Genomic DNA, 24,079 nt, shown 5'->3' with positions numbered 1-24,079 from the left:
AAACCAAGGTGAAATGGGCAATCCTCCTGGTCAAAACCAAGGTGAAATGGGCAATCCTCCTGGTCAAAACCAAGGTGAAATGGGCAATCCTCCTGGTCAAAACCAAGGTGGAATGGGCAATCCTCCTGGTCAAAACCAAACTCCACCTACTCCACCAGCTAACAGTATTAGCACCACACCAGGAAAGGACAATATTACCGGAGATAGTTTAGATAACTTCATCCTAGGTACTAGCGGCATAGATACCATAACGGGAGGAGCGGGTAACGATACTCTTTTGGGTTTGCGTGGCAATGATATCCTGATTGGAGTCAATCCATCCAGTGCTACACCCGGAAGTAATGAAACGGATGTGCTGATTGGTGGTAAGGGTAGAGATATTTTTGTGCTCGGTGATGCAACAATTAGCTACTATCAGGGAACAGGAGTTGCACTGATTCAGGATTTCAAACAAGGAATCGATCGCATTCAGTTACACGGACAGCTCTCGGACTACAATATTGTTGGTAACTCGATAAATTTGGCGGGTACTTCTGACCAAGTTGCTGTAATTCAAGGCGGCTTTACTCCTGATAGTTTCTTGTTCGTTTAAATATTACGCGCCGAGACGAGAAACCCGGTTTTTTAGAAGACCGGGCGGTTGAAACTGCTTCTTGTCAAACAAAACCCGCCGGACGCCGGTTGAAGATCAAGAAGACCGGGCGGTTTCAACCGCCGTCTTCGTCTTGTCTGCAATCCATTCGAGTAAAATAGGATTGACCAATTCCGGCGCTTCATCCTGGGGACAGTGGCCTACTCCCTCCAGCGAAATAAACTTTTCTACAGCCGGAAACTTGGCTAATTCTCGCCCGAGTGCGATCGGCTCCCAAGGGTCATTTGCGCCCCACACAATCAAAGCAGGACAGTTCAAACGCGGTAACAAATCCTCCGGTAGCGGCCCTTGAGAATAGCTGATAAATGCCACAAATACATCCACAGCGCCGTTGTCTCGTGCAGGTTTTAACAAGATTTCTACAAGTTCGTCGCTGACAGCTTCGGGACGGTGATAGGCTTGCAAAAGCACTTTTTTGACTGTATTCGGCGTTGCTAATTGTTTGAAAAATAATTGACTAATCCACTTGACATTTAAAATTTTTTGTGCAATGGGCGCTCCAAAACTGCGATACCAAGGCATTTCGGCGCGTTTGCGATCGTGCAGCAAGCGCAGGGAACAATTGAGTAAAATTACACCAGAAGCAATATCGGGAAAATCAACGGCGGCTTGCATAATGGCTACACAGCCGATCGAATTTCCCACCAAAAAAGCAGGCCCGCCCGCAACTTCCCGACAAAAATCAGCAATCAACTGTCCCCAAGTTTCAAAAGTATAATCAATCTCAAGCTTGGGCGCGGGTTTAGCAGAAGCGCCAAAACCGATAAGATCGATCGCAAAACAGCGACAATCAGCAGCCAGCACCGGCAAATTCTGGCGCCAGTGGCCCCAAGACGCGCCGAAACCGTGAACAAACACCACCGCCGGACCCTCGGTTCCCGCAGCCTGGTAACAAATCGGAAAGCCTTTCCACATCCAGGTTTGAGGTGCAGCAAGAGTTGACAGAGTGGGAGTAGAAGGTGTCATGGGATTTGAGATTTGAGATTTGAGATTTGGGCATGGGGCATGGGGCATGGGGCATGGGGCATGGGGCATGGGGCATTGGTGATTGATTGTCAACTGTCAACTGCCAACTGCCAACGGACTACTTTGCAGTTAGAGCCGATACTATGTCACGATTAAAGATGCCGACTTTTTTTGCCTTATTGAAACTGCCCCTATGCCAACGATCATCTCAACTTCTGTCGTACCCTTTCTCGGTTCCGAAATTGTACCCGACTACGACACAGCCAAAGTAGTTATTTTACCAATTCCCTACGAAGCAACCACCACCTACCGCCGCGGGTGCGAAAACGGGCCGGCAAAATTGCTAGAAGCTTCTCACCAGCTCGAATGCTACGACGAAGAACTCGATCGCGAAGTTTGCTACGATGTTGGCATTTATACCGCCTTGCCGATCGCAGATACTCGCAACCAGCAACCAGTTTCATCCTTAGAAATGCTGCGAGTCACGCAAAAAACCGTGCACCAGCTAATTACAGAAAATAAATTTGTGATCTCCCTCGGAGGCGAACACAGCATCACCGCCGGCGTTGTCGAAGGTTATCGCCAAGGATACCCGAATGAACCTTTCACCGTCGTGCAAATCGACGCCCACGGCGACTTGCGGCACGAATACGAAGGCTCGATCCACAACCACGCCTGCGTGATGCGGCGAGTTGTCGATATGGGCTTACCGACACTGCAAATCGGGATTCGCGCCATCTGCAAGGAAGAAGCCGACTTGATTAAAGCCAAACAGCTAAACGTGTTTCGAGCTCGGGAAATCGCGACTCAACCGGATTGGGCCGATCGCGCCATTGCCAGCATAACAACGAAACGGGTATTTTTGACGATCGACCTAGACGGCATCGATCCGACATTAATACCAGGAGTTGGCACACCCGAACCAGGTGGGTTAAATTGGTATTCGCTCACCGGATTTTTGCGCCGCGTCTTCGAGTCCTACGAAGTAATCGGCTGTGACATCATGGAACTAGCACCTGTTGTAGATTCTGTAGTCTCAGAATTTACTGCGGCCAAATTAACATACAAAATGATTGGATATCAAGCTCTGGCGAAAGGTTGGCTCAAGCAAGACGAGGAATAAATCGTTTAATTGCGAATAAAAATAGGCTGTTGGCCAGGTTAGAATTAAGCTACAGCCAAAAAACAGCCAATTTAATTCGTGCCGGTTCTGCCATATTTGATGGTGCAAATACTGCTCTTCACCTGCTACAAACATAAATTTACTAAAGGAAACAATGGGTACTCCGATTAACGGCTACGCTCCCGATTTTGAACTGCCGGGAGTTGACGAAGAAGTTCACCATTTAGCTCGATATTTAGAAAAGTATCGCGCAATCGGGGTAGTATTTATGTGCAATCATTGCCCTTACGTGAAGTTGTATCTCGATCGCATGAAAGAAGTGCAAGCACATTTTCAAGAGCGAGGTGTTACGTTAATCGGGATTAATGCTAATGATGCAAACCAGAATCCCGACGACAGTTTTGAAAACATGAAAATTTTTGCAGCCAACAATCAACTCAACTTCCCGTACATCCGAGATGTTGCTCAAGATGTGGCTGAAAGTTTTGGGGCTTCTAAAACACCGGAGGTTTTTTTGTTAGACCAAGATGGCAGATTGCGCTATAAAGGTTTAATTGACGACAACGCCGACGATCCGGGGGCGGTGCAGGTTTCTTATCTGCGAAGTGCGATCGACCAATTGCTGAATGACCAACCAGTAGAACCTTCTAGTACAGAGGCGATCGGTTGTTCTGTCAAGTGGCGGGAATAGACGGCGGTTGAAACCGCGTCTACACAAACGATGTCCATGCCAAGCGGACTTAAGAAGATAACATATTTTAACCGCTCTTCAACCCGCGGAGGACGTTCGGCGAAGCTCAGTCGAGCCGCGGGTTTGGTCTGTATAGACGCGGTTTCAACCGCCCGGTCTTCTATTTCTGATGAACTTTAAAAATACACATATTCTCAATTTAATTATCGCAGCGATCGCCGCGATCGCACTACTGATCGGTTGGACTCCAGCCACAGCGCAGCAGCGCACATCTTTAACCGTATCCGCTGCCATCAGCCTGTCGCCCGCCTTAACAGAAATCAAGACAGTTTATCAAAACAGCAATCCCAATGTTAATATCACCTATAACTTTGGTGCTTCCGGCGCCCTAGCCCAGCAAATTCAGCAAGGAGCTCCGGTAGATGTGTTTTTCAGCGCCGCTACCAAACAAATGGATGCTTTGCAGCAAGCTAATCTGCTGTTTAACGAGACGCGCCGCAACTTGCTGACAAATCGTCTGGTTTTGATTGTTCCCAAAAATGGCGCAGTTGTGAGCGATTTTAAACAGTTGACAGATGCCAAAATCAAGAAAATTGCGATCGGCGAACCCAAAAGCGTACCCGTCGGACAATACGCCCAGGAAATGCTAACTAAACTAGGATTGTGGCAGCAACTGCAACCAAAATTAGTGCTAGGAAATAACGTCCGCCAAGTGCTGACATTTGTCGAAAGCGGTAACGTTGATGCTGGTATAGTTTACACCACTGATGCCAAAACCTCCGACAAAGTAACTGTACAGCTAACGGCTGCCGAAAATTTGCACTCGCCCATTGTTTATCCGCTAGCAGTTATCAGAAACAGCCGCAGCGTGGTGGCGGCAAAAGCATTTGTTGAGTTTTTGGCAGGCGATCGGGCTAAAATAGTATTTCAGAAATACGGATTCGGTCTAGCTCGCTAAATTATTCGGAAAAATTGTAGAGATTCACAAACCCTTCTTCTCTTTCTTTTCTTCCTTCGCGCCCTTCGCGTCTTCGCGGTTGGTTAAAAAAACACATTCAAAAATGCTATCATCTCCGGTAAAATAACGATTATAAGTTTGTAGTGAGGACTTCAGTCCTTTCTTGGATGCGGACTAAAGTCCTCACTACGAACCAATTTTAAGATGATTATTTTGGCGGGCATCCTATAATTTAAAACTGCAATAGTTAATCCAAAATATGGAATTCGACTTATCTCCATTATGGATATCCCTAAAAACATCAGCCATCGCCACATTCTTTACCTTCTTTCTCGGAATCTCCGCCGCCCGGTGGATGCTTTCAACTCGCATCCGAGGTAAAGCCTTGATTGAAGGCATTTTCATCTCTCCCTTAGTTTTGCCGCCCACAGTCGTCGGATTTTTGTTGCTGCTGCTGTTTGGGAGAAATGGTGCGATCGGTCAATTGTTGCTAAAATTTGACTTAACTATTATCTTCACTTGGCAAGCCGCCGTAATTACAGCCACAGTCGTATCATTTCCCCTGATGTACAAAACTGCTTTGGGATCTTTTGAGCAAATTGATGCCAATCTTCTCAATGCAGCCCGCACTTTAGGCGCTTCCGAATGGACGGTTTTTTGGCGGATTATGCTACCTCTAGCGTGGCCGGGAATTTTAGCAGGAACTATTCTGGCATTTGCCCGCGCTTTAGGTGAATTCGGCGCGACGTTGATGTTAGCTGGAAATATTCCGGGACAAACTCAAACTATCCCGATGGCGATTTATTTTGCTGTGGAATCTGGGGATATGAGGCAAGCTGCTATTTGGGTTTTGATTGTGCTCAGTCTTGCTTTTAGCGTGCTGACTGCTGTTAATTATTGGACTGATTTACAAAAAAAATCTCCCCAACCAAATCCCAACTATAAATTGCAATCTAATCTTTCCAAATCTGCCTATAATATTAGCACACACACAAAAAAAAAACCGGAAAGCGGACTTTTTTTAAACATCTTTAAACCTCTCTCCGGCTTTGCTTTGGATGTCGGTTTTGATATCGGCCCGGAAGTGCTGGGAATTTTGGGCGCGTCGGGTTCGGGTAAGAGTATGACTCTGCGCTGCATCGCAGGTTTGGAAACTCCAACTAGCGGTAAAATTGCAGTCAACGGTAAGGTTTTATTTGACTCAGTACAGGGCATTAATGTGCCTTCTCAAGACCGCCACATCGGTTTTGTGTTTCAAAACTATGCTTTGTTTCCGCACTTGACTGTGGCTGAAAATATTGCCTTTGGCTTGCAGCATTTATCGGCAAGCGAGCAAAAAGTTCGAGTCAAAGAACAATTAATTGCGGTGCAAATGTCGGGACTGGAAAATCGCTATCCGCAGGAACTTTCGGGTGGCCAGCAGCAGCGGGTGGCTTTGGCGAGGGCTATAGCAAGCTCGCCGGCTTTGCTGCTGTTAGATGAACCTTTTTCGGCTTTGGATACGCACTTGCGGAGTCAACTGGAACGGGAGTTAATGCAGACTCTGGCTAATTATCCGGGTATTACTTTGTTTGTCAGTCACAATTTAGAGGAGGTTTACCGGGTGTGCGAGAATCTCTTGGTTTTGGCTGATGGAAGTGCGATCGCCTTTGATACCAAACAGAACATTTTCGATCGCCCGCGCAACTTCACCGTCGCCCAGTTGACGGGCTGTAAGAACTTCTGTGCTGCTAAACCGATCGCAGAAACTGTCATCGAGGCGATCGACTGGGGCTGCACTTTAACTGTCGTCGAACCAATTCCCAAATCTCTAGTTTCTGTAGGAATTCGGGCTCATCAAGTCAGTTTTGTTAGCTCGTGCGATCGCGAAAATACATTTGCTTGTTGGATCGCCTCAACGGTGGAAACTCCCCACCGGGTGACATTATATCTCAAGTTGCACTCGCCTCCCCACGATTCCCAAGATTATCACTTGCAAGCTGAAGTTTTCAAGGAAAAGTGGCGGGCGATTAAGGACAATCCTTTTCCCTGGTATGTTCATTTGGAGCCAATTAGGTTAATATTAATGGAGGCATGAGTTAACAGCGAGATACAGTTATATTATGTCCGATAAATTGTCCCGACCAAAGGTTTGTAGTGGGGACTTCAGTCCTCAGAGGACTAAAGTCCTCACTACGAACCTTTATCTGGCGGTAAGATCAGGAGATAATATTAACCGTTAATTGTTAACTATAAACAACTACTTTCATTTACACCAAACATTAAACCATGACAGACAAAGTTAAGAAAACCGACGCCGAATGGCAACAGCAACTCACGCCCGAACAGTTCAAAGTCACCAGAAAAAAGGGGACAGAAAGAGCTTTTAGCGGCGAATATCACGACAACAAAAAGCCCGGAACTTATAAGTGCATTTGCTGCGGAACGGAGCTATTTAAATCAGAAACAAAGTACGATTCCGGTACTGGTTGGCCGAGTTTCTACGCTCCCATTAAAGAAGAAAATGTCAGGAATGAGTCGGATAACGCTTTGTTCATGCGCCGCACTGAGGTACTGTGTGCTGTTTGTGACGCTCATCTCGGCCACGTATTCAACGATGGGCCCAGACCAACCGGTCAGCGTTACTGCATGAATTCTGCTGCTCTTGATTTCGTTCCCAAGGAATAAATTCTGTCCGCACTTCTCACCCTGGTGGGGGCAAAAAACCCGGTTTCTGCCTTAATAGGACTTACGCATCGATCCCCCCCAACCCCCCTTCCCAAGGGGGGCTTTCAGGTTCCCCCCTTGGGAAGGGGGGCGCCGGGGGGATCAGCATTTGAGCCATTTCGTGCGTAAGTCCTACTTAACTTCGATCGCTCAAAACGAAGATTTTGCGTAGAAACCGGGTTTTTCTAGCAAGGGCGTCCGATTCTCAAGAGTTCTCAGCAAAGTTTTCTGGAACAAGCCCAAAAGCCTGTTCCAGCCAATTGATGTTCAAAATGCACCCGTGCTGCTATCTTATGGTGGAGACAAAAGAGTAAAAAATAGTGGCGGCATGGGCATGGTTTATCAGCGGGTTTTGCTGAAGCTCAGCGGTGAAGCGCTGATGGGCAGCTTGGGCTACGGTATCGATCCGGTAGTCGTTGGGTCGATCGCCCAGGAAGTGGCTAAAGTCGTGTCCGAAGGCATTCAAATCGCGATCGTTGTCGGCGGCGGCAACATTTTTCGCGGCGTGAAAGCAGCTTCCGCAGGGATGGATCGGGCAACAGCCGACTATGTGGGCATGATTGCTACGGTAATGAATGCTATCACTTTGCAGGATGCACTGGAACAAGCAGGTGTGCCCACGAGAGTGCAATCGGCGATCGCCATGCAAGAAGTAGCTGAACCCTACATTCGGCGGCGCGCCATTCGTCACCTCGAAAAAAAACGGGTAGTGATTTTTGGTGCCGGTTCTGGTAATCCTTTTTTTACTACTGATACTACAGCCGCATTGCGGGCGGCTGAAATTGATGCAGAGGTGATTTTTAAAGCTACTAAGGTGGATGGGGTGTACGATTCTGACCCCCACCTCAACCCGAACGCGCGCAGGTATCAAACCCTCACCTACGCCCATGTCTTGAATCAAGACTTGCGGGTGATGGACAGTACCGCGATCGCCCTGTGCAAAGAAAATAATATTCCTATTATGGTATTTGACCTCTCGGTCTCGGGCAACATCTACCGCGCCGTAATGGGAGAATCTATTGGAACCCTTGTCGGAGGATTTTGTGAAGTTAGCTGAATCAGAAGATCATATGCAAAAGGCTGTTGAGGCTACTCAACGGTCTTTTAATACTATCAGGACGGGACGCGCCAACGCCTCCCTGCTCGATCGAGTCATGGTAGATTATTACGGAGCTCCAACTCCGATCAAATCCCTTGCCAATATCGGTACGCCGGATGCAACTACGATCAACATTCAACCGTTCGATCGCACAGCGCTGACCTCGATCGAAAAAGCAATTTCCCTGTCAGATGTAGGACTCGTACCTAACAACGACGGTGTAGTTATTCGCTTGAATATTCCGCCGCTGACAAGCGAGAGACGCCAAGAATTTGTCAAAATGGCCGCGAAGTTTGCCGAAGAAGGTAAAGTCGCAATTCGCAATATCCGCCGCGATGCCGTTGACTCGATTCGCAAGCAGGAAAAAAGCAGCGATATCTCTAAAGATGAATCGCGAGACTTGCAAGATAAAATTCAAAAGCTGACGGACAAGTACATTGCCAAAATAGAAGAAGTTCTGGCCTCGAAAGAGAAAGATATCACGACAGTATAAAAGTCAGCGGTCAGCGGTCATTAGTTATTAGTCATTAGTCAGCAGTCATTAGTCAGCAGTCATTAGTTATTAGTCATTAGTCATTAGTTGCCAACTCACCAATCAGGGACAAGGACTAATAACTAATAACATCAACAGTCGCGGACGCACGATAGTCTTAAGAAACCAGGTTTTTGCGACAATCTTGCTGCCATGACTGTTGATATTAAGAAATCGGGTTTCTGTGTCCAGGACTGCTCAACTAATCACTAATGACAACAGACCACTAAAAATTGACCACTAAAAATTGACCAATGACCAATGACTAATGACTGATAACAATGACTAATGACTAATGACTGATAACAATGACTAATGACTAATGACTAATGACTGATGACTGATGACTGATGACTAATGACTGATGACTAATGACTAATGACTGATGACTAATGACTAATGACAAAAATATTTGATTGCATTATTGTGGGTGCAGGGCCGGCAGGCAGCACAGCAGCTTATCATCTGGCTCTTCTGGGACGTTCTGTTTTGGTACTGGAAAAAGCGTCTTGGCCCCGGAATAAACCTTGTGGCGGTGGGGTGTCTCCGGCGATCGCCCAATGGCTGGATTTTGACCTGACGCCAGCTATTTCTATGAAAGTTAACAAAATTAGCTACTCATGGAAAATGGAAGACCCGGTGCAAGTTCAGGTAGATTCGCCAATGTGGATGGTACAGCGAGATGTATTTGACGACTTTTTAATTAAACAAGCTCAAAAAAATGGTGCCCAACTGAGAGATTCTACAGAAGTCAAAGGAATTGAATTTAAGAACTCTGTTTGGGAAGTTAAAACTAATTCAGAACCAGTTTTCGGTCACTATTTGATTGCTGCTGACGGTGCCGGCGGCCCGATGACTAAGTGGCTGGGATTGAAAGAACCAAAACTCTGTTTGGGCGCCAGTCTAGAAACTCGCTCAATTAAGGGCGATTCACTCAATTTCGATTTTGGCACGATTAAAAAAGGTTTTATCTGGAGCTTTCCTAAAGCTGACGGCTACTCTTTGAGTATTGCTGCGATGCGCGGTGACAAGCCAAAAGATATGAAACAAATTTTAGCCAACTACGCAACTAGGTGCGGTGCGGATGTTAGTGTCAGCAACGTGCGGGAACACGCGCTTTCTCTCTGGGATGGCGATCGCCAATTGCACTCCCAAAATGCGGTACTTGTAGGAGAAGCCGCCAGTCTCGCCGACCCCCTGTCCGGTGAGGGGATTCGACCAGCCATATTTAGCGGATTTAAGGCCGCGATTGCGATCGATCGAGCTCTCTCAGGTGCCAACGACGCCCTAGAGCAGTACACTCAGGCGATCGCCGAAGAATGGGGAACTGACATGGTTTGGGCCCGTCGCTTGGCTCGGGCCTTCTATCAGTTTACTGGCTCTGCTTACAGAGCGGGCGTCAAATCCACGAGTGCTACTCCGTTGATGAGCAAAATTTTGTGCGGCGAATTGCGCTATGCCGATATCGCTAACCGTGCTCTTAAAAAGCTGACGCCATTTTAGAAGTCCGATGGAAGTCGTCCGATGGAAGTCGTCCGATGGAAGTCGTCCGATGGAAGTCGTCCGATGGAAGAAGAAATATTCTTAAATCCAAATAAAGTAAAGTGCGGGCTGCGCACTCTACATTATAGAGGTTACGGAGGTTACGAATAAATCCTGTACAATTTAAAATCTAATATCTCAAATAATTATGATAATTTATTTTTATAAAGTAGAGGAGCCTTACGGCTGCTTTTCCAATTTTTCACCACACGACATTTCCCTGCACGGTCAAGATTGGTTAACTGTGGAACATTACTATCAAGCCCAAAAATTTGTCGGTAGCGCCGATGAAAGATTAGTGGCGGCAATTCGAGCCGTACCAACTCCTCAAGAAGCCGCCAAATTAGGTCGCGATCCGAACCACCGGATGCGCCATGATTGGGAAGCTGTGAAAATTCCCATTATGCGCGAAGCAGTTTTAACTAAGTTTCTGGCTCATACAGACATTCAAGCTATTCTCCTCGCCACAGGGGATCGAGTGATTGTGGAGGATTCGCCAACGGATTACTACTGGGGATGCGGCTGCGATCGCACAGGCCAAAATCATTTGGGTAAAATTCTGATGAGCGTGCGCAGCGAAATTTGTCAGCGCCGGGGGGCAGATCAAAACTCACGTTAATTGTCATTATATGAAGTTATACAAACAAATGTCAAGTTATCATAACTATAAATAATTCTGAGCGTGACAATTTAAGATTGCGAGAAATTTATAAGAGGATTAAAATAATAATTATCATTTGGTTAAATCGCTCTGTCTGTTGAAGGCAAAGAATACACCTCAACAATCGCCGATTTTTGTTCTTCAGGGTGCCAGCGTCGTATCTAACCACTGCGCCCAGATTAATAGTACAGCTAGGTTCAGTCAAAAACTCAGGCTGATGCAGTGCGCCTCCGATCGCTGCCACAGTACATCAAAACTTTTTACGATCATTGTATAATTGCAAAAGGAGATTTATGCAACTCACAGAAAACACGCAAGAATTAAATCATAAACTAGACAGAGAAATTGTGGTACGCCGGATAACTGAACGCATCCGCCAATCTCTAGAATTAGAAGATATTTTAACCAGTACGGTAGCAGAAGTGCGGTCTTTTTTGAAAAGCGATCGCATCATGATTTACAGGTTTAGTGCCGACGGCAGCGGAGAAGTTGTTGCCGAATCAATTAATAACATATATCTCCCTTCCTTGAAAGGACTGCACTTTCCAGCAGACGACATTCCCCCCCACGCTCGGCAGATGTATGTCAGTACGCGCCAGCGGACAATAGTAGATGTTAATTCCGGGACGATCGTCCTGAGTCCCCTCGATGCTGCCGATACTGGTCAACCTTTAGTCAATGAAGAGATGCACTATCGATCGCTCGATCCTTGCCACACAGCTTACCTGATGGCCATGGGAGTGCAATCTTCCTTAGTCGTGCCGATTGTGTACCGCAGGAGCGTGTCGCAAAACGGCAAAACAGAGATCTGCGAGGCCCCCGCGTGCGTGACTAGATACGAGCCTGGAAACGATCGCCAAACTCACATCGAACTGTGGGGACTTTTAGTGGCTCACCACTCCGCCCCCCGCAATATTTCAGCCACAGATTTAGAAGTAGTTCAGCTCGTAGCAGATCAATTGTCGATCGCCATCGGCCACTCGCTCCTGCTCCAGAAAACCCGCTCCCAAGCAGCCCGGGAAGCCACCGTCAGCCGCATCGCAGCCCTGTTGTACGGTCACGTCAACATTCAACTGCAACAGGCTTTAGAAGCCACTGTCAGCGCTTTGGGCGGCAGCGGCGGCAGACTCTATCTCAACCCCCGGAAAACCAACAGTGAAAAGTTATCGGTTCCCACGATCGATCGAGCATTTCCCATTGCCGCTGCTGTCGGCGATGCTACCTTTGAACTCTTCGCCACAGGCGAGCAACCGACACTTTCCGACTGGGAAACAGTTAGGGCGATCGAAGCTCATCCCCTCTGGCAACAATGGCTAACCAAAGGATTGAAAAATACCGCAGAGATTCCCAACTTCCTAATTCCTAATTCCCAATTCCCAGTTGGGATAATTACAGACTTATACAAAGAACCTCTATTTAGAGTTTTAGTTCCAGCTTTCCAAGGTACTCAAATTCGGGGTTTGCTGGTAATTCCCCTCCACTACCAACAACAAGTAGTCGGCTGTTTGACCATTTTTCGCAATGAAATTGATACCGAAAAAATGTGGGCGGGACGCTTTGACAGCAGCGCTGCACAAATCCTTCCCCGACAATCCTTTGAACTCTGGCGAGAAATCAAAAAAGGTCAGTCGCCCGAGTGGAAACGGGAGGATATCGAGCAAGCTTTAGCGCTCGGCAGCCAATTTTGTGCGGCAATTGGGCAGTACCTTCTTCATAAAGAAGTGCAAGCCCTGAATGCCAACTTAGAGCGCCAAGTTCAAGAGCGTACCGCCCAATTGCAAAAATCCTTGGATTTTGCCCAAGTATTGACGCGAGTTAGAGACCAAATTCGCAGCACCTTGGATTTAAAAACCATTCTGCAAACTATTGTGCGGGAAGTGAGAGTTTTGTTGGATACCGATCGCACGGTAATCTACCAATTTGGCGCCCTCTGCGAGGGCGAGGTAGTTGTCGAAGCTATTCGCGGTGAGTGGCAGTCAATTTTAGGTATCAAATCCCCACAAGAATGCTTTCCCGAAGGCTCAGACTGCTTTTACCGATCGGGACTGGTGCGAGCAATTAATGATATTGATACTGAGGATTTAACGCCCCCTCACCGCGAATTTTTGGAAAAATTGCAGGTGAGGGGAAGTTTAATTGTGCCGATGATCGGCAAAGATGCCGAATGTTGGGGGTTGCTGATTGCCCACGAGTGTTCTGGGCCGAGGGTTTGGCCAACAGCAGAACAGGAGTTGCTGCAAAATTTGGCCTCTCAAGCTGCGATCGCCATTCACCAAGCAGAACTTTATCAAGAAAGTCTGAATGCAGCAGCAGCCGATCGAGCAAAAGCCGAACAGCTAGCTAAAACCGTCACTGAACTGAACAATACCCAAGCCCAACTGATTCAAACCGAGAAAATGTCCAGTCTCGGACAACTGGTGGCCGGCGTCGCCCACGAAATCAATAACCCCGTTAACTTTATCTACGGAAATTTGTCCCACGCCAGCGAATACAGCAAAGATTTGCTCTGCTTGGTGGAACTCTACCGCCAGCACTACCCCAATCCCAACCCAGAAATTAGCGACTGTTCCGAAGCAATCGACATCGAATTTCTTTCTGCAGATTTGCCAAAAATTTTGGGATCCATGAAAGTCGGAGTTGAGCGCATCCGCCAGTTAGTCGTATCTTTGCGCAATTTTTCCCGGCTCGATCAAGCTCAAAAGAAAGGCGTTGACATTCACGAGGGTATCGACAGTACCCTGTTGATTTTGCAGCACCGGATCAAAGCCCAATCGGATCGCGCTACCGTAGAAATCATTAAAGAATACGGCAATTTGCCCTTAGTAGAATGCTATGCCAGCTCGCTCAATCAGGTATTTATGAATCTGATCAGCAATGCCGTTGACGCGCTAGAAATGGGACAAATAGAGCGAGTTGTGAATGTTCACTCCCTAGGGGTAAGTGCAGCCGCGACATATTTAAGCTCCCAAAAACTGGAGGTCGAGACAGTAGATATAACTGCCAGCACCGAGCGTTTGATTCCAGATTTCCCATCTCCTTGCATTCGGATTCGCACCGAATTAATCGATGAAAAAACGGTAGTTATTTGCATTGCAGACAACGGTCACGGCATCCCCAAAGAGTTAATATCTCACATATTTAATCCCTTTTTTACTACTAAACCCGTCGGTCGGGGGACGGGTTTAGGACTGTCTATCAGTTATCAAATTGTAGTTGAGAAACACCAAGGGGTACTCAAGTGTGTTTCTGTACCGGGTCAGGGTACTGAGTTCTGGATCGAGATTCCGCTTGCTTAGCAAGCTCTGCTTAAGGTAAGAGTATCTTCACCAGCACAGAACCGATCGATCCCAGAAGACTCATTAAGTTGCCGCCGCCCCCAGTGCGTGGCTCCGTTGGTTTTTGGCGCGTGACAATTGCTTCGGCTAACTGCTTTGACAATTCCTGACCTTGGGGATTTCCTTGAGCGGCAAATAGTTGCTTCGCTCGATCGGCATCTTGAGTCGCGCCGGCGAAGTCTCCCAAGTCAGCGCGAGACATACTGCGCGCCAAATAAACGGCGGCTAAATCCGATTTCAGATTCAGGGCTTGATTGTAATAATCAATGGCGTTTCTGTAGTTTCCCGCTTGAGCTTCCAGCACTCCCAACCGATAGAAATCTTCAGCGGTGCCAATATTAGTTGGCATTCCTCGAACTCCCAGCAGTTGGGCGTTAGTTAAATTGGCGTTGAGCAAATTGGCATCGCTGAGATAGGCGCTTCTCAAGTCAGCACCGCTGAGGTTGGCCCCCGTCAGGTTGGCCCCCGTCAGGTTGACACCAAACAGACTGGTGCCGCTGAGGTTGGCTCCGCTAAGATCGGCGCCGGTGAGGTTGGCTCGGCTGAGGTTAGCCAATCTCAAGTCAGCTCCTTTGAGATTGGCTCCTGTTAAGTTGGCTAAAACCAGACCAGCACTGCTCAGGTCGCAGTTGGGGCACTGTCGGGTGGCTAGTAATTGTTGCGTGTGTTGGATGTTCTCGGCGCGTGCAGGGGCGATCGGGGCGATCGCGCTCAGCAGCGTTGCAGCAGCCAGGATTCTAAGTTTCATCTTAAGTATCCAAAATCCGAAATGTTAAATCTAAAATAGCTTTGATCGAAGCAATTGAAAATCAACATAACAGATCTTGCTAAATATTGCCTGATTCTCAGCTATCTATGACTAGACATCATACATAGGGCTTACGCACGGGTGGTCAGAAACCGGGTTTTTTAGGAAAATCTTTCGTTGTAGTGCACAGTAAGGAATGGTAATTAAATAACTTAAGCAATTTGCTTGTTACTTTCGCTCTGCCTGGTGACGCTTCTGGGGCGAGGAAGAGCCTCCTTTTACGAACCAGCTTATAGGAGAGAGGACTGTAGGATCTGTTTAAGGATCGCGAATTAAATAATTTACACAAGTTTGTGGGATGGGCCAGAAGAACCCGTCCTTTCTGGACGGGCTCTTCTGGCCCATCCCACAAGAACCATCAAATTGTAAGTTATTTAATTCTCATTCCTAAGTTATTAAATTTTCGTTCCTAATGCTAAAAAACCCGGTTTCTTTGGCCTTAATGCGTCCAGGACTGATACATTGAAATTCACGGCGTCACCTGAGTTTCAAATAAATACTTCGCTACAAATAAATTAGGGTAACAAAAAAAATTGTTACCCTTAGCAGTGGTTCTCGCCAACCATAACATTTAACAAATAAATTAGTCGTGGATCGTGCCGTCGGGCATCGTCGCACCCTTAAGATATACTCCGCTCAAGTTGACTTTTGTAAGGTTTGCTCCCAGCAGGTTTGCCCCGCTTAAATCTGACGCACTTAAAATCGCTTCACTCAAATCTGCCCTAATCAGGCTCGCTCCCATTAAGTCGGCTCCGCTGAAGTCTACTTTGGTTAAGTTTGCTCCAATTAAATCGCATTCTGTGAGCACCGCCCTGCGCAAGTTTACTCCGTAAAGATTTACTCCGTGCAAGTCGGCACGGCAGAGTATAGCCCGAGATATGTTCGCTCCAATTAAAGTTGCTTGGATCAGGGAAGCTCCGCTCAAGTCTGCTTTGCTAAGATTTGCTCCCATCAACTCAGCTCGATACAGGTTAGCTTCAGCTAAAAGTGCTTCTGTGAGGTCTGCTCCACCTAAGTCTGCTCTGCTCAAATTAATCTTGCACAAATTGGCTTTGCCAAAGTTGACTCTACTGAGTTTGGCTTTGCTGAGATTGGCTCCAATCAGGTCAGCTTCATAAAGATTGGCTCCAATCAATTCTGCTTCGTAGAGGTACACGGAGTGCAGGTAGACCCCACTAAAATTTCTTTCTCCTGTTGCGTATAGCTTGAGCAGTTCGTCAACGTTCATTGTGGTTTCTCTACACCTTTTAAATGCAGAATACTGTCAGGAAGCTGGTTGCACCGGATGTTCCGCCATTTTAGACTTGAGATGCTCAAAGGTTTACGCCCAGCGCCCGACTTCCCTAGACCGTTTGGTTCGGGTGAAAAACAAAACAGAATTATATTTTGCACTGGGTGTAAAATATAATTTACCAAATTTTTATCACAATAGGGATCGCAGTTCCTAACTAAATCAAAGGATTATAGCTGGAAAGTGCGATCGAGGCCATAACTTTTTGTTGCTAGTTGAGGTTACTGAGGATTGGTGTGACAACGATCACTTATTAATGTTAGTAGTATCACATAGAAACAACCGTTTCGATCACGACAGGTCAGAAAAAATAGCAGATACTGGTACTGTACTCGTGAACAATTGACAATTCCACCGTAGGCGTGTTTTACTCAATTGGCGATCGAGCAAGTAGTTTTACAGAGACCTGCCCGCCTGCCGTGAAAGTCGGTTGCAACGTTACTCAGCGCGACCCGCTCCGCCCCATGAGAGTGCTAATGTCTCAGCATTTCTCGCACAGCGAAAGCCAGAAATTTACTTCTGGGAGTACGGCAATCTGTGTATAAAAGTGCTACCCGCTGGTGTACAGACCAAACCTGTTTGCTAGCTGCTAATGACTAAAAATCGCCAATACCTTCGCAAAAATTACCAATAAAAACCAGGAAAACCATGATATATGTTTAGCAAAAAGAGAATAAATGGTATTCCTTAAAAGTCAACTATTGCAGCCATTTTTGCAGTCGAGCGGTTAACTGATATCAGTATTAACAATGACGCTGGTGCCATCAAATACCAAACTGACCCAGAAACCGGGTCTTGTACCAAAATAATTCGTTACAGCCCTTGCTCTAGGTAAAAAAAACCGGCTTCAGAGCGTCTGAGTCCGTCCTGGACTGAAAAAGTTTAATTGAGAGCGCTTTTGTATTGCTTTCTTAGCAAGCAAAAATCGAGCAGTTAGGATGGGAGCGGATTTTTCTCCCTTGTCAAACAAAGCAATTTTAGATCGCAAATCCCCGTGAGGTAATTGATATGGCTGGAGTATGTAAACTTAGCATCACAGAGACAATTGAAGAACTAAAAAGCCTGTTAACCGAACAAAAAACGGCAAGCGGCTTTCAAAAACTTCAAGCACTTTACCTGTTCAAAATTTGTCACGTTAAGACAGTTAAAGAATTGGCAATGACGATCGGGGTAAACCGAATTACAGTGCAGCGGTGGTTGAAAAAGTACCGCTCTGACGGACTCGAAGGACTCCTGGAAACCAAGCACAGTGGCGGGCGCAAGCCGGCCATTCCTCCTCTAGCCCGCGCTAGTTTGGCAATGCGCCTCAGCGACCCCCATAAAGGCTTTAAAACCTATGGAGAAATTCAAGAGTGGTTGCAGCAGGAATACAGCATTGAGGCTTCCTATAAAGCCGTTTACGCCACAGTCAGATACCAGCTAAAAGGCAAGCTGACGAAAGTCTAGACAGTTGATAGGCCTGCTTTGTTAATCACCAGTCCAATTGTTTGCACTCAGCCTTTAAAGCTTTTGAGGACGGGAGCAGCCAATACAAAACTAACTAATTCTTTTGTAACTAGGGCTGACGCGCGCGGATCAGAAACCCGGTTTCTTCCTAGATACTTCGCTACCAAACCAAGATTTCTCGCAGAAACCGGGTTTGTTTGGGGTCAGTCCTGTTAACGAAACTCGCTCTCATAAACTGCGGCTCACATAAACTATGTGTTCTGGTGATTTGGGCGAGGGGGAAAAGATTTGATGCTTTTCTCGCGTTTGTGAAAGATGCTTAAATAAAACCCCAGAAGTAATAACTTGCAAGTTGGGTCTAGTTTGCAAATAGTATCATTATCCAAGACTTTCAGCCTTCACTGACTTAATTTATATCACAGCTCTAGCAATTCAGCCATTTTAGGTGGCATCCCGAGAGTCCATGTGGGACTGATTCACTGACGCCCTTTGGCTCGTCTATCAACTTGGCACCAGCAAACTCATCTAGCAATATTCTAGAGTTCGGTTTTACTGAGCCATGTATCCATGTATCCATGTATCCCCGTTTACTAGCAAAGGCGGGGAAATAGGGTGTCTACAGCCTGTCTACACTTTGTTTAAAAGCTAGACAATAAAAAACCCGCCTTATTGGGGCGGGTCAGGTGGGTGAGCAGTTAGATGTCGGTTAATTGCGCGGTTTTGTCATGCTCCAGATAGTGCTTCATTATTATTTCGACACCGGTACTACACATACTAGCCAGCATCACCAAATCAACTCCCGACCGGGCTTGTAGAGTAATAAAGGTGTGGCGAGTGTGGTAAGGCGATAAATAGCAGGAAATAGCGCCAGAGTCCGCTAACTGCCTGACAATCCCTGTGGTTGCAGCAGTGATTATCCCCGAAGCATTAGTGCTGTTTTTGTTCCAGAGATTGCCTAACGTAGTGCTACTGTAGCTATCTCCCTGAGTGTTGGGGAATACCAAGTCCGTTGGACGGGCGGTAATTGGCTGAATACGTAACAGGAGCGCGCGCAGCCTAGGGTACATAAGAAACAATCGGATATCATCGTTTTTTGTCTTTTTCACGAGCTTCTGGCGACTGGCATAACTCTTGTGAATGACAATCTGACCGCTGTCAAGTCTAACGTTATTCCAGGTCAAGGCAAAAGCTTCACCGCTACGGCAACCTGTCAAGAAATAAAATTCGATAAGCGGTGCAATTTGCCTCACCGCTTTTCGTTCCGACTCGTAGAACGCCTTGATAATGATATCCCGTTCCTCCTTAGTGAAAGCACGGCGGTCTTTTTCCTCTGGGTCGGTTTCGTTGTCAATCAATTCATGCCATTGTCGAATAACGCCGTTAGCAGTAGTTACAGACTTGTATTTGTCAGTCTTATTCTCGGTAATGCAATCAGCATTATCGAATGGATTAATCGTGAGCTTAGTCTTGCCAATTCCCTGCGAGTACCTAAAAGCTGCCTGCAAAGCGGCTGTTAAGCCCTTTTTGCTGGCACTTGCCAGTGGCAGTGTTTGTAGGATTTCAGTAGGATTGGAATCTAGTCGAACGTCCCAAAGTCGCTTTTTGCTTTCAGAAAAAGCTGCACAGCCGGAGTTCCAGACAAGACCCTTGAGAGAGTTGGTGTAAGTGACCTGATAGGTAGCGTGAAACGTTGTCGGTTCCAACTGTGGTTGCTTCCAAATCAGATAGTCCTCCCACATTGCGCCTACAGTCATCTCAGGCTCTGGTTCGGGTATGGGTGCTGCCAGTTTCAATTCAGCAGCGTACTTGGTTTTCAGGCCGTATTTAGCGAAAGTAGGGTCAAATAGCAGTTGCCAGTCGGCGTGCTGCAAGTCCTCCTCTATCCGCCATGCTATGGCTACAGCCTTCTGCCAGTTCTCAGGGGTATCCTTCATAGCTAACCCCTGATGCTTCCGTTTCCCCGCAAAGATGGGATTGTACTTTGTACTGAATTGTAACCGGAGGCTACCATTGTCAGATTGGACTTTGATGGTCTCAGGGACGTGATTGCTTTTTGCTTGCATATTCTGTTTTCAACGTTCTGTAAGGCTTTGAGTTTCTAGCATACTTCTATCAAAGTAGCTGTTTATTCAGATTAGAATCTGCATATGTAGTCTGCATATGCACTTCCTAAGGGGAGTATAGCACGTTAATTGCAAGGTTTTCCCAATTTGCAGGTTTTGTTCTAGAAGAAGGAAGAAAGAAGAAGGAAGAAGTCATCAGTCATCAATAACCGGTTCCCTCAGGATAAAAAGAAGGAAGAAGGCAGCTTTTCGTTATCGTCGCGAGAGACATTTATTTGCAGTTAATCGCATGAGGAAAGCGATCGCTCGCCAGAACTTCCTAACCATCAGTAATCAGTCATCAGTAATCAGTCATCAATAACGGCTTCCCTCAGGATAAAAAGAAGGAAGAAGGCAGCCTTTAGTTATCGTCGCGAGAGACTTTTATTTGCAATTAATCGGATGAGGAAAGCGATCGCTCGCCAGAACTTCCTAACCATCTGGCGATGCTGGTATATGTAAAAAAATGGCAGCGACTAAGGCAAAAACCGATCCAAAGCAGCTTTCAACTCTTCTATTTCGGTATCGATATTGCCTTCTTTAGCGGCTCTGGCAATGCACTGAGTTAAATGTTCGTCAAGAATGATTCTTGCTACGCGATCGAGCGCGCCTCGAACCGCTGCAACTTGCACGAGAACTTCGGGACAGGGACGGTTTTCTTGTACCATTGTTTTGATGCCCCGGACGTGTCCCTCAATCCGAGATAAGCGATTAACCAGCCGGCGCATCGATTCTTCATCGTGATGGTGAGGGTGGACTGATTCATCGCCGTGATGGTGGTGGTGGGAATTTGAGGGTAAGGATTTGTCAGTAGAAGTATCAGATACAATCATCGGGGTTATGCCATTTGAGATTTGAGATTGAAGAATTGAAGAATTGGGAATGAACTATGCCGTAAGGGTTTGGAGCAGTGGCTTACAGTCGCATCTTTTTTTGAAACTGGTATTACTAGGGAAAATTTTAAAGTTAGAATTGAGAATATGTTGAGTTTGTGCTGGCTCCAGACTCGTGTATTGTAGCTGTCAAAATATATTTAGGATCTTCATAGCGGCAGATTATTGAGTCCGCTCGATCGCACACCTTTACCAGAATAACCCAGACTAACAAAGATTGACGCTATGCGACTATTTAAGTTTTTTAGCCCCGCACCCCGCACCGGCGATCGCTGGTTCGCCCTGATTTTAGTAATGACGATCGCCCTGAGTGCTCTCTTCATCAATGCTGCATCCGTCTGGGCCGCTGGCAAAAATCAGCCCAACTGGCGGGAACAGACAGAAACAGCCGTGCAGAAAGTACCTTTGAGTTCCCCAGCAACTGCCCAAAATCCGCAAATGCTCGCACTGCGGAGCCCGGAACTCCCGGCGCAGGTGGCGGCAGATACCAACAGTTTTGTGACGGCGGCAGTCGATCGAGTCGGGCCTGCTGTTGTCCGCATTGATACCGAGCGCACTGTCAGCCGCAACCTCGACCCCTTAATGGAAGACCCCTTCTTCCGCAGATTTTTGGGAGAAGATTTGCGCAGCATGACGCCCAGACAAGAACACTTGCGGGGTCAAGGTTCTGGCTTCATCATCGACAAAAGCGGGATTGTTTTAACCAACGCTCACGTAGTTGACAAAGCCGATCGAGTAACTGTTACCTTAAACGACGGGCGGACATTTCCAGGAGAAGTCCAAGGTACTGACGAAGTAACAGATTTGGCAGTTGTCAAAATTAATACTAAGCAATCAAACTTGCCCGTGGCAACACTGGGAGATTCCGATGCGGTGAAAGTAGGTGATTGGGCGATCGCCGTGGGCAACCCCCTCGGATTTGACAACACCGTCACCTTAGGCATTATCAGCACCCTGAAGCGATCGAGCGCAGCCGTCGGCATTCCCGACAAGCGCCTCGATTTCATTCAAACCGACGCCGCCATCAATCCCGGCAATTCCGGCGGCCCGCTGTTAAACAGCAGAGGAGAAGTGATTGGCATTAACACGGCGATTCGAGCCGATGCAATGGGTATTGGGTTCGCAATTCCGATCGACAAAGCCAAGGCCATCTACGCGCAGTTAGCCAAGGGAGAACAAGTCAGCCATCCGTTTTTGGGGATTCAGATGATTGCTTTGACTCCGGAAATGGCCAAAGAGAATAATTCTGACCCCAATGCTCCTTTGATTGTCCCGGAAGTTACTGGGGTGTTGGTGATGCGAGTTGTGCCCAATACGCCTGCTGAGAAAGCGGGGGTTCGCAAGGGGGATGTGATTGTTCAAATTGAGGGCGAGGGAGTGACTCAACCGGAACAGTTGCAAAATTTGGTGGAAAACAGCAAAATTGGTCAAATTCTGAAGCTGAAGGTGCGCCGCGGTTCCCAGATTAAGGAAGTTGCGGTTCAAACTGCTCAATTGAGGGATTTTTAGCCGATCGGGAATTAGGCACAAAACCTAATTTGCGGGAAGATCGGACGGCGGTTGAAACCAGGTTGATACAAACGATGTCCGGATGGTGCGCGGACAAAGAGAGAATAACATAATTTTAACCGCCCGCTCGGAAACCCCTCGCTCGATCGGGTGCAAGCTTGTATAGACGCGGTTTCAACCGCGAGCGTCTTCTTAACTTATCGCCAGTATTAGAAGTCTGAGAATACGAGCCACCATCGATCGGGAAACCGGACGATACCTCAAATGCAGCCAGCCGGGGCTCGTGCGACTTGTTGGCTATCCTCCCTACCAATCGATCGCGATTAGCACTGACTGTTGCCGAGTATTCCACTTTCTGGTTTTACGTCAAGAGTCAACCCTCTTTTTCCACCGCCAAGTTGGAACTATACGATCAAAGCCAGAATGTTGTTTACCAAACTACTTTTGAGCTGGAGCAAGGGGAAGGGATTATCGGTATTCTTGATACTTTTAACCGAGACCTTCTGCGACATCAAAGACATCTAGTATGCTCAGTATAACATCACCAACAAAAAAAGTCAGTGAAGCTGGTATCCCACATCGCCTTGAGAAAAATCCTCAAGGCTCTATTTAAATCTCGTGGTATTTCGCAACCACATCCTGGGCATTAAAGTTCAAAGAATACCAAGATTTACGTGAACATGACTGCACTAAGTGCGGGCATTTAAGATGTATCTTCAGTGACTTTTGTGGATTCGGAACCGTAGCGGTGACACAAATACTTTGTGATTTCCGACACTGAAAGAGCGCTCAAACACAATTTATTACTGCCTTGTGTTTCTGAAATTACGTGAAATCTAGCACAATATCTCAGGCTATGTCGGGACTTGTTACATTATTTTACGTCCTATATTTAACTCCTCAGAATTTGTCCCCCATCAAGTGATGGTGGCTGATTTCAGGACATTGCGCTGGGTTCCCGCAGGATGTGACTAAGGGAGGGTTGGATCGCTGCGTTTTGAATGAGGTTCTGCCACCGGAATACGAAAAAACAGCCGAAATGATCGCTCAGTATATTTACGATGAGACGAAGCAGCGATTACCTGAAGGGATGCAGCTAAAGGTTGCTGTGTCTGAAACGCCCAACAGTTGGGTGGAATATGAGGATGATTGAAATTTCCGATCGGGACTGATAGCAAATCCATTACCCTCAGTTAGCAGCGGAAGCAGCTTGGCGAACGGCAGAGATCGTGAAGAAAAGTTAAGCAGGTAGGTGTAAATAAACTGACATCCTTCTAACCCGATTTCGTTGAGAAATGGGTTTCTCAAGCCATCTCGCTCAAAGAATTGCCAAAATGGCAACATGGCTTTTTTGAGTTGAGTTACATTGAAGCCTAGCTGCAGTTACAAGCTAATAGGATGGTAACAATGGACGTAAATAACAGAAAAGACAACTGTCAACTCGAAATTAATGACCTGATTGGTGATGCTGTTTCCAATGCGATCGCCAGACGAGGTTCCCCGGATACAGAAGTAGATATCTCCGCTTTGTCTGATGCGGAAGCGGCAAGCGTTGTGGGTGGTAAAACTCTAAATCTCATCACAGTAGCCGGGTTGAAACCTATTTCTTTGCCCTGCGCTCCTGTCGATCTGCCGGCTCAGCCTATTTGCCTGCCGGTTGCTCTTCCTAAGCCACCTATTCAGTGGACTTGTCCGCCGATTGTAGTGGGGCTAATTGCACTGCCACCGGGCAATCAAGTGACTCTATCGTAAGCCTTCAAAGGTT

23 protein-coding genes are annotated in these 24,079 nt (G+C 46.9%); 17 read left to right on the top strand and 6 right to left on the bottom strand.

What is annotated here, in order from left to right:
* Nucleotides 1-592 (top strand): M10 family metallopeptidase C-terminal domain-containing protein (locus tag QUB64_RS18875; protein WP_442921675.1); only part of this gene is annotated, 592 nt, incomplete at its 5' end.
* Nucleotides 593-688: 96 nt separating this feature from the next.
* Here the strand turns inward: QUB64_RS18875 and QUB64_RS18870 are convergent.
* Complete coding sequence (locus tag QUB64_RS18870; RefSeq protein ID WP_333275312.1) at nucleotides 689-1,618, bottom strand: alpha/beta fold hydrolase; 930 nt, start codon at nucleotides 1,616-1,618, stop codon at nucleotides 689-691.
* Between the two features lie 12 nt (nucleotides 1,619-1,630).
* On the opposite strand from QUB64_RS18870, the gene QUB64_RS18865 reads away from it, so the two are divergent.
* The 11 genes from QUB64_RS18865 to QUB64_RS18815 all read left to right on the top strand — a co-directional run bounded on the left by QUB64_RS18865 (nucleotide 1,631) and on the right by QUB64_RS18815 (nucleotide 14,226).
* Nucleotides 1,631-1,774 carry a hypothetical protein gene (locus tag QUB64_RS18865; protein WP_333275310.1) on the top strand — a complete coding sequence of 48 codons (144 nt, stop codon included), beginning with the start codon at nucleotides 1,631-1,633 and terminating at the stop codon, nucleotides 1,772-1,774.
* A gap of 37 nt (nucleotides 1,775-1,811) precedes the next feature.
* Nucleotides 1,812-2,741, top strand: coding sequence for an agmatinase (speB, locus tag QUB64_RS18860; RefSeq protein ID WP_333275308.1), 930 nt, complete (start codon nucleotides 1,812-1,814; stop codon nucleotides 2,739-2,741).
* 154 nt (nucleotides 2,742-2,895) lie between these two features.
* Complete coding sequence (locus QUB64_RS18855) at nucleotides 2,896-3,432, top strand: thioredoxin family protein (protein ID WP_333275306.1); 537 nt, start codon at nucleotides 2,896-2,898, stop codon at nucleotides 3,430-3,432.
* Between the two features lie 169 nt (nucleotides 3,433-3,601).
* Complete coding sequence (modA, locus tag QUB64_RS18850) at nucleotides 3,602-4,390, top strand: molybdate ABC transporter substrate-binding protein (RefSeq protein WP_333275304.1); 789 nt, start codon at nucleotides 3,602-3,604, stop codon at nucleotides 4,388-4,390.
* 259 nt (nucleotides 4,391-4,649) lie between these two features.
* Complete coding sequence (modB, locus tag QUB64_RS18845) at nucleotides 4,650-6,467, top strand: molybdate ABC transporter permease subunit (protein WP_333275302.1); 1,818 nt, start codon at nucleotides 4,650-4,652, stop codon at nucleotides 6,465-6,467.
* Between the two features lie 191 nt (nucleotides 6,468-6,658).
* On the top strand, nucleotides 6,659-7,057 hold the full coding sequence (msrB, locus tag QUB64_RS18840) for a peptide-methionine (R)-S-oxide reductase MsrB (protein ID WP_333275300.1): 399 nt from the start codon (nucleotides 6,659-6,661) through the stop codon (nucleotides 7,055-7,057).
* Nucleotides 7,058-7,424: 367 nt separating this feature from the next.
* A complete protein-coding gene (gene pyrH / locus QUB64_RS18835) occupies nucleotides 7,425-8,153 on the top strand; it encodes a UMP kinase (protein WP_333241713.1) in 729 nt (242 codons plus the stop codon).
* Complete coding sequence (frr, locus tag QUB64_RS18830; RefSeq protein ID WP_333275298.1) at nucleotides 8,140-8,688, top strand: ribosome recycling factor; 549 nt, start codon at nucleotides 8,140-8,142, stop codon at nucleotides 8,686-8,688. The genes pyrH and frr overlap by 14 nt, the downstream gene beginning before the upstream one ends.
* A gap of 447 nt (nucleotides 8,689-9,135) precedes the next feature.
* The gene (locus tag QUB64_RS18825; protein WP_333275374.1) at nucleotides 9,136-10,230 is read left to right on the top strand and encodes a geranylgeranyl reductase family protein; all 1,095 of its coding nucleotides are present in this window, start codon (nucleotides 9,136-9,138) and stop codon (nucleotides 10,228-10,230) included.
* 187 nt (nucleotides 10,231-10,417) lie between these two features.
* The gene (locus QUB64_RS18820; protein WP_333275296.1) at nucleotides 10,418-10,888 is read left to right on the top strand and encodes an NADAR family protein; all 471 of its coding nucleotides are present in this window, start codon (nucleotides 10,418-10,420) and stop codon (nucleotides 10,886-10,888) included.
* A 335-nt stretch (nucleotides 10,889-11,223) separates the two neighbouring features.
* Nucleotides 11,224-14,226 (top strand): GAF domain-containing sensor histidine kinase, encoded by a 3,003-nt coding sequence (locus QUB64_RS18815; RefSeq protein WP_333275294.1) that lies wholly within the window; start codon nucleotides 11,224-11,226, stop codon nucleotides 14,224-14,226.
* Nucleotides 14,227-14,236: 10 nt separating this feature from the next.
* On the opposite strand, the gene QUB64_RS18810 is transcribed toward QUB64_RS18815, so the two are convergent.
* Entirely contained in the window at nucleotides 14,237-15,013 is a 777-nt protein-coding gene (locus QUB64_RS18810; protein ID WP_333275291.1) for a pentapeptide repeat-containing protein, read from the bottom strand.
* 643 nt (nucleotides 15,014-15,656) lie between these two features.
* Nucleotides 15,657-16,301: a pentapeptide repeat-containing protein gene (locus QUB64_RS18805; protein ID WP_333275289.1), complete on the bottom strand. Its 645-nt coding sequence runs from the start codon at nucleotides 16,299-16,301 to the stop codon at nucleotides 15,657-15,659.
* A 1,071-nt stretch (nucleotides 16,302-17,372) separates the two neighbouring features.
* Between QUB64_RS18805 and QUB64_RS18800 the strand changes: the two genes are divergently transcribed.
* Nucleotides 17,373-17,810: a helix-turn-helix domain-containing protein gene (locus QUB64_RS18800; RefSeq protein ID WP_333275287.1), complete on the top strand. Its 438-nt coding sequence runs from the start codon at nucleotides 17,373-17,375 to the stop codon at nucleotides 17,808-17,810.
* A 695-nt stretch (nucleotides 17,811-18,505) separates the two neighbouring features.
* Here the strand turns inward: QUB64_RS18800 and QUB64_RS18795 are convergent.
* Complete coding sequence (locus QUB64_RS18795) at nucleotides 18,506-19,873, bottom strand: tyrosine-type recombinase/integrase (protein ID WP_333275285.1); 1,368 nt, start codon at nucleotides 19,871-19,873, stop codon at nucleotides 18,506-18,508.
* Nucleotides 19,874-20,388: 515 nt separating this feature from the next.
* On the bottom strand, nucleotides 20,389-20,745 hold the full coding sequence (locus QUB64_RS18790; RefSeq protein ID WP_333275282.1) for a metal-sensing transcriptional repressor: 357 nt from the start codon (nucleotides 20,743-20,745) through the stop codon (nucleotides 20,389-20,391).
* Nucleotides 20,746-21,030: 285 nt separating this feature from the next.
* On the opposite strand from QUB64_RS18790, the gene QUB64_RS18785 reads away from it, so the two are divergent.
* Nucleotides 21,031-22,314, top strand: coding sequence for an HhoA/HhoB/HtrA family serine endopeptidase (locus tag QUB64_RS18785; protein WP_333275280.1), 1,284 nt, complete (start codon nucleotides 21,031-21,033; stop codon nucleotides 22,312-22,314).
* Nucleotides 22,315-22,429: 115 nt separating this feature from the next.
* Here the strand turns inward: QUB64_RS18785 and QUB64_RS18780 are convergent, their stop codons facing one another.
* Nucleotides 22,430-22,666, bottom strand: coding sequence for a hypothetical protein (locus QUB64_RS18780; protein ID WP_333275278.1), 237 nt, complete (start codon nucleotides 22,664-22,666; stop codon nucleotides 22,430-22,432).
* Between QUB64_RS18780 and QUB64_RS33010 the strand changes: the two genes are divergently transcribed.
* The 3 genes from QUB64_RS33010 to QUB64_RS18770 all read left to right on the top strand — a co-directional run bounded on the left by QUB64_RS33010 (nucleotide 22,605) and on the right by QUB64_RS18770 (nucleotide 24,066).
* Nucleotides 22,605-22,853 carry a DUF928 domain-containing protein gene (locus QUB64_RS33010; RefSeq protein ID WP_369124814.1) on the top strand — a complete coding sequence of 83 codons (249 nt, stop codon included), beginning with the start codon at nucleotides 22,605-22,607 and terminating at the stop codon, nucleotides 22,851-22,853. The two genes, QUB64_RS18780 and QUB64_RS33010, sit on opposite strands and share 62 nt — an antisense overlap.
* Nucleotides 22,854-23,281: 428 nt before the next feature.
* Nucleotides 23,282-23,467: a 6-pyruvoyl trahydropterin synthase family protein gene (locus tag QUB64_RS18775; protein ID WP_333275276.1), complete on the top strand. Its 186-nt coding sequence runs from the start codon at nucleotides 23,282-23,284 to the stop codon at nucleotides 23,465-23,467.
* 254 nt (nucleotides 23,468-23,721) lie between these two features.
* A complete protein-coding gene (locus QUB64_RS18770; RefSeq protein ID WP_333275273.1) occupies nucleotides 23,722-24,066 on the top strand; it encodes a hypothetical protein in 345 nt (114 codons plus the stop codon).
* Nucleotides 24,067-24,079: the final 13 nt, after the last annotated feature.

This window comes from Microcoleus sp. Aus8_D2, from assembly GCF_036702665.1.
Lineage (GTDB): Bacteria > Cyanobacteriota > Cyanobacteriia > Cyanobacteriales > Microcoleaceae > Microcoleus.
The sequence above is the reverse complement of the archived record's forward strand: the minus strand, read 5'-3'. Positions and strand labels throughout refer to the sequence as shown.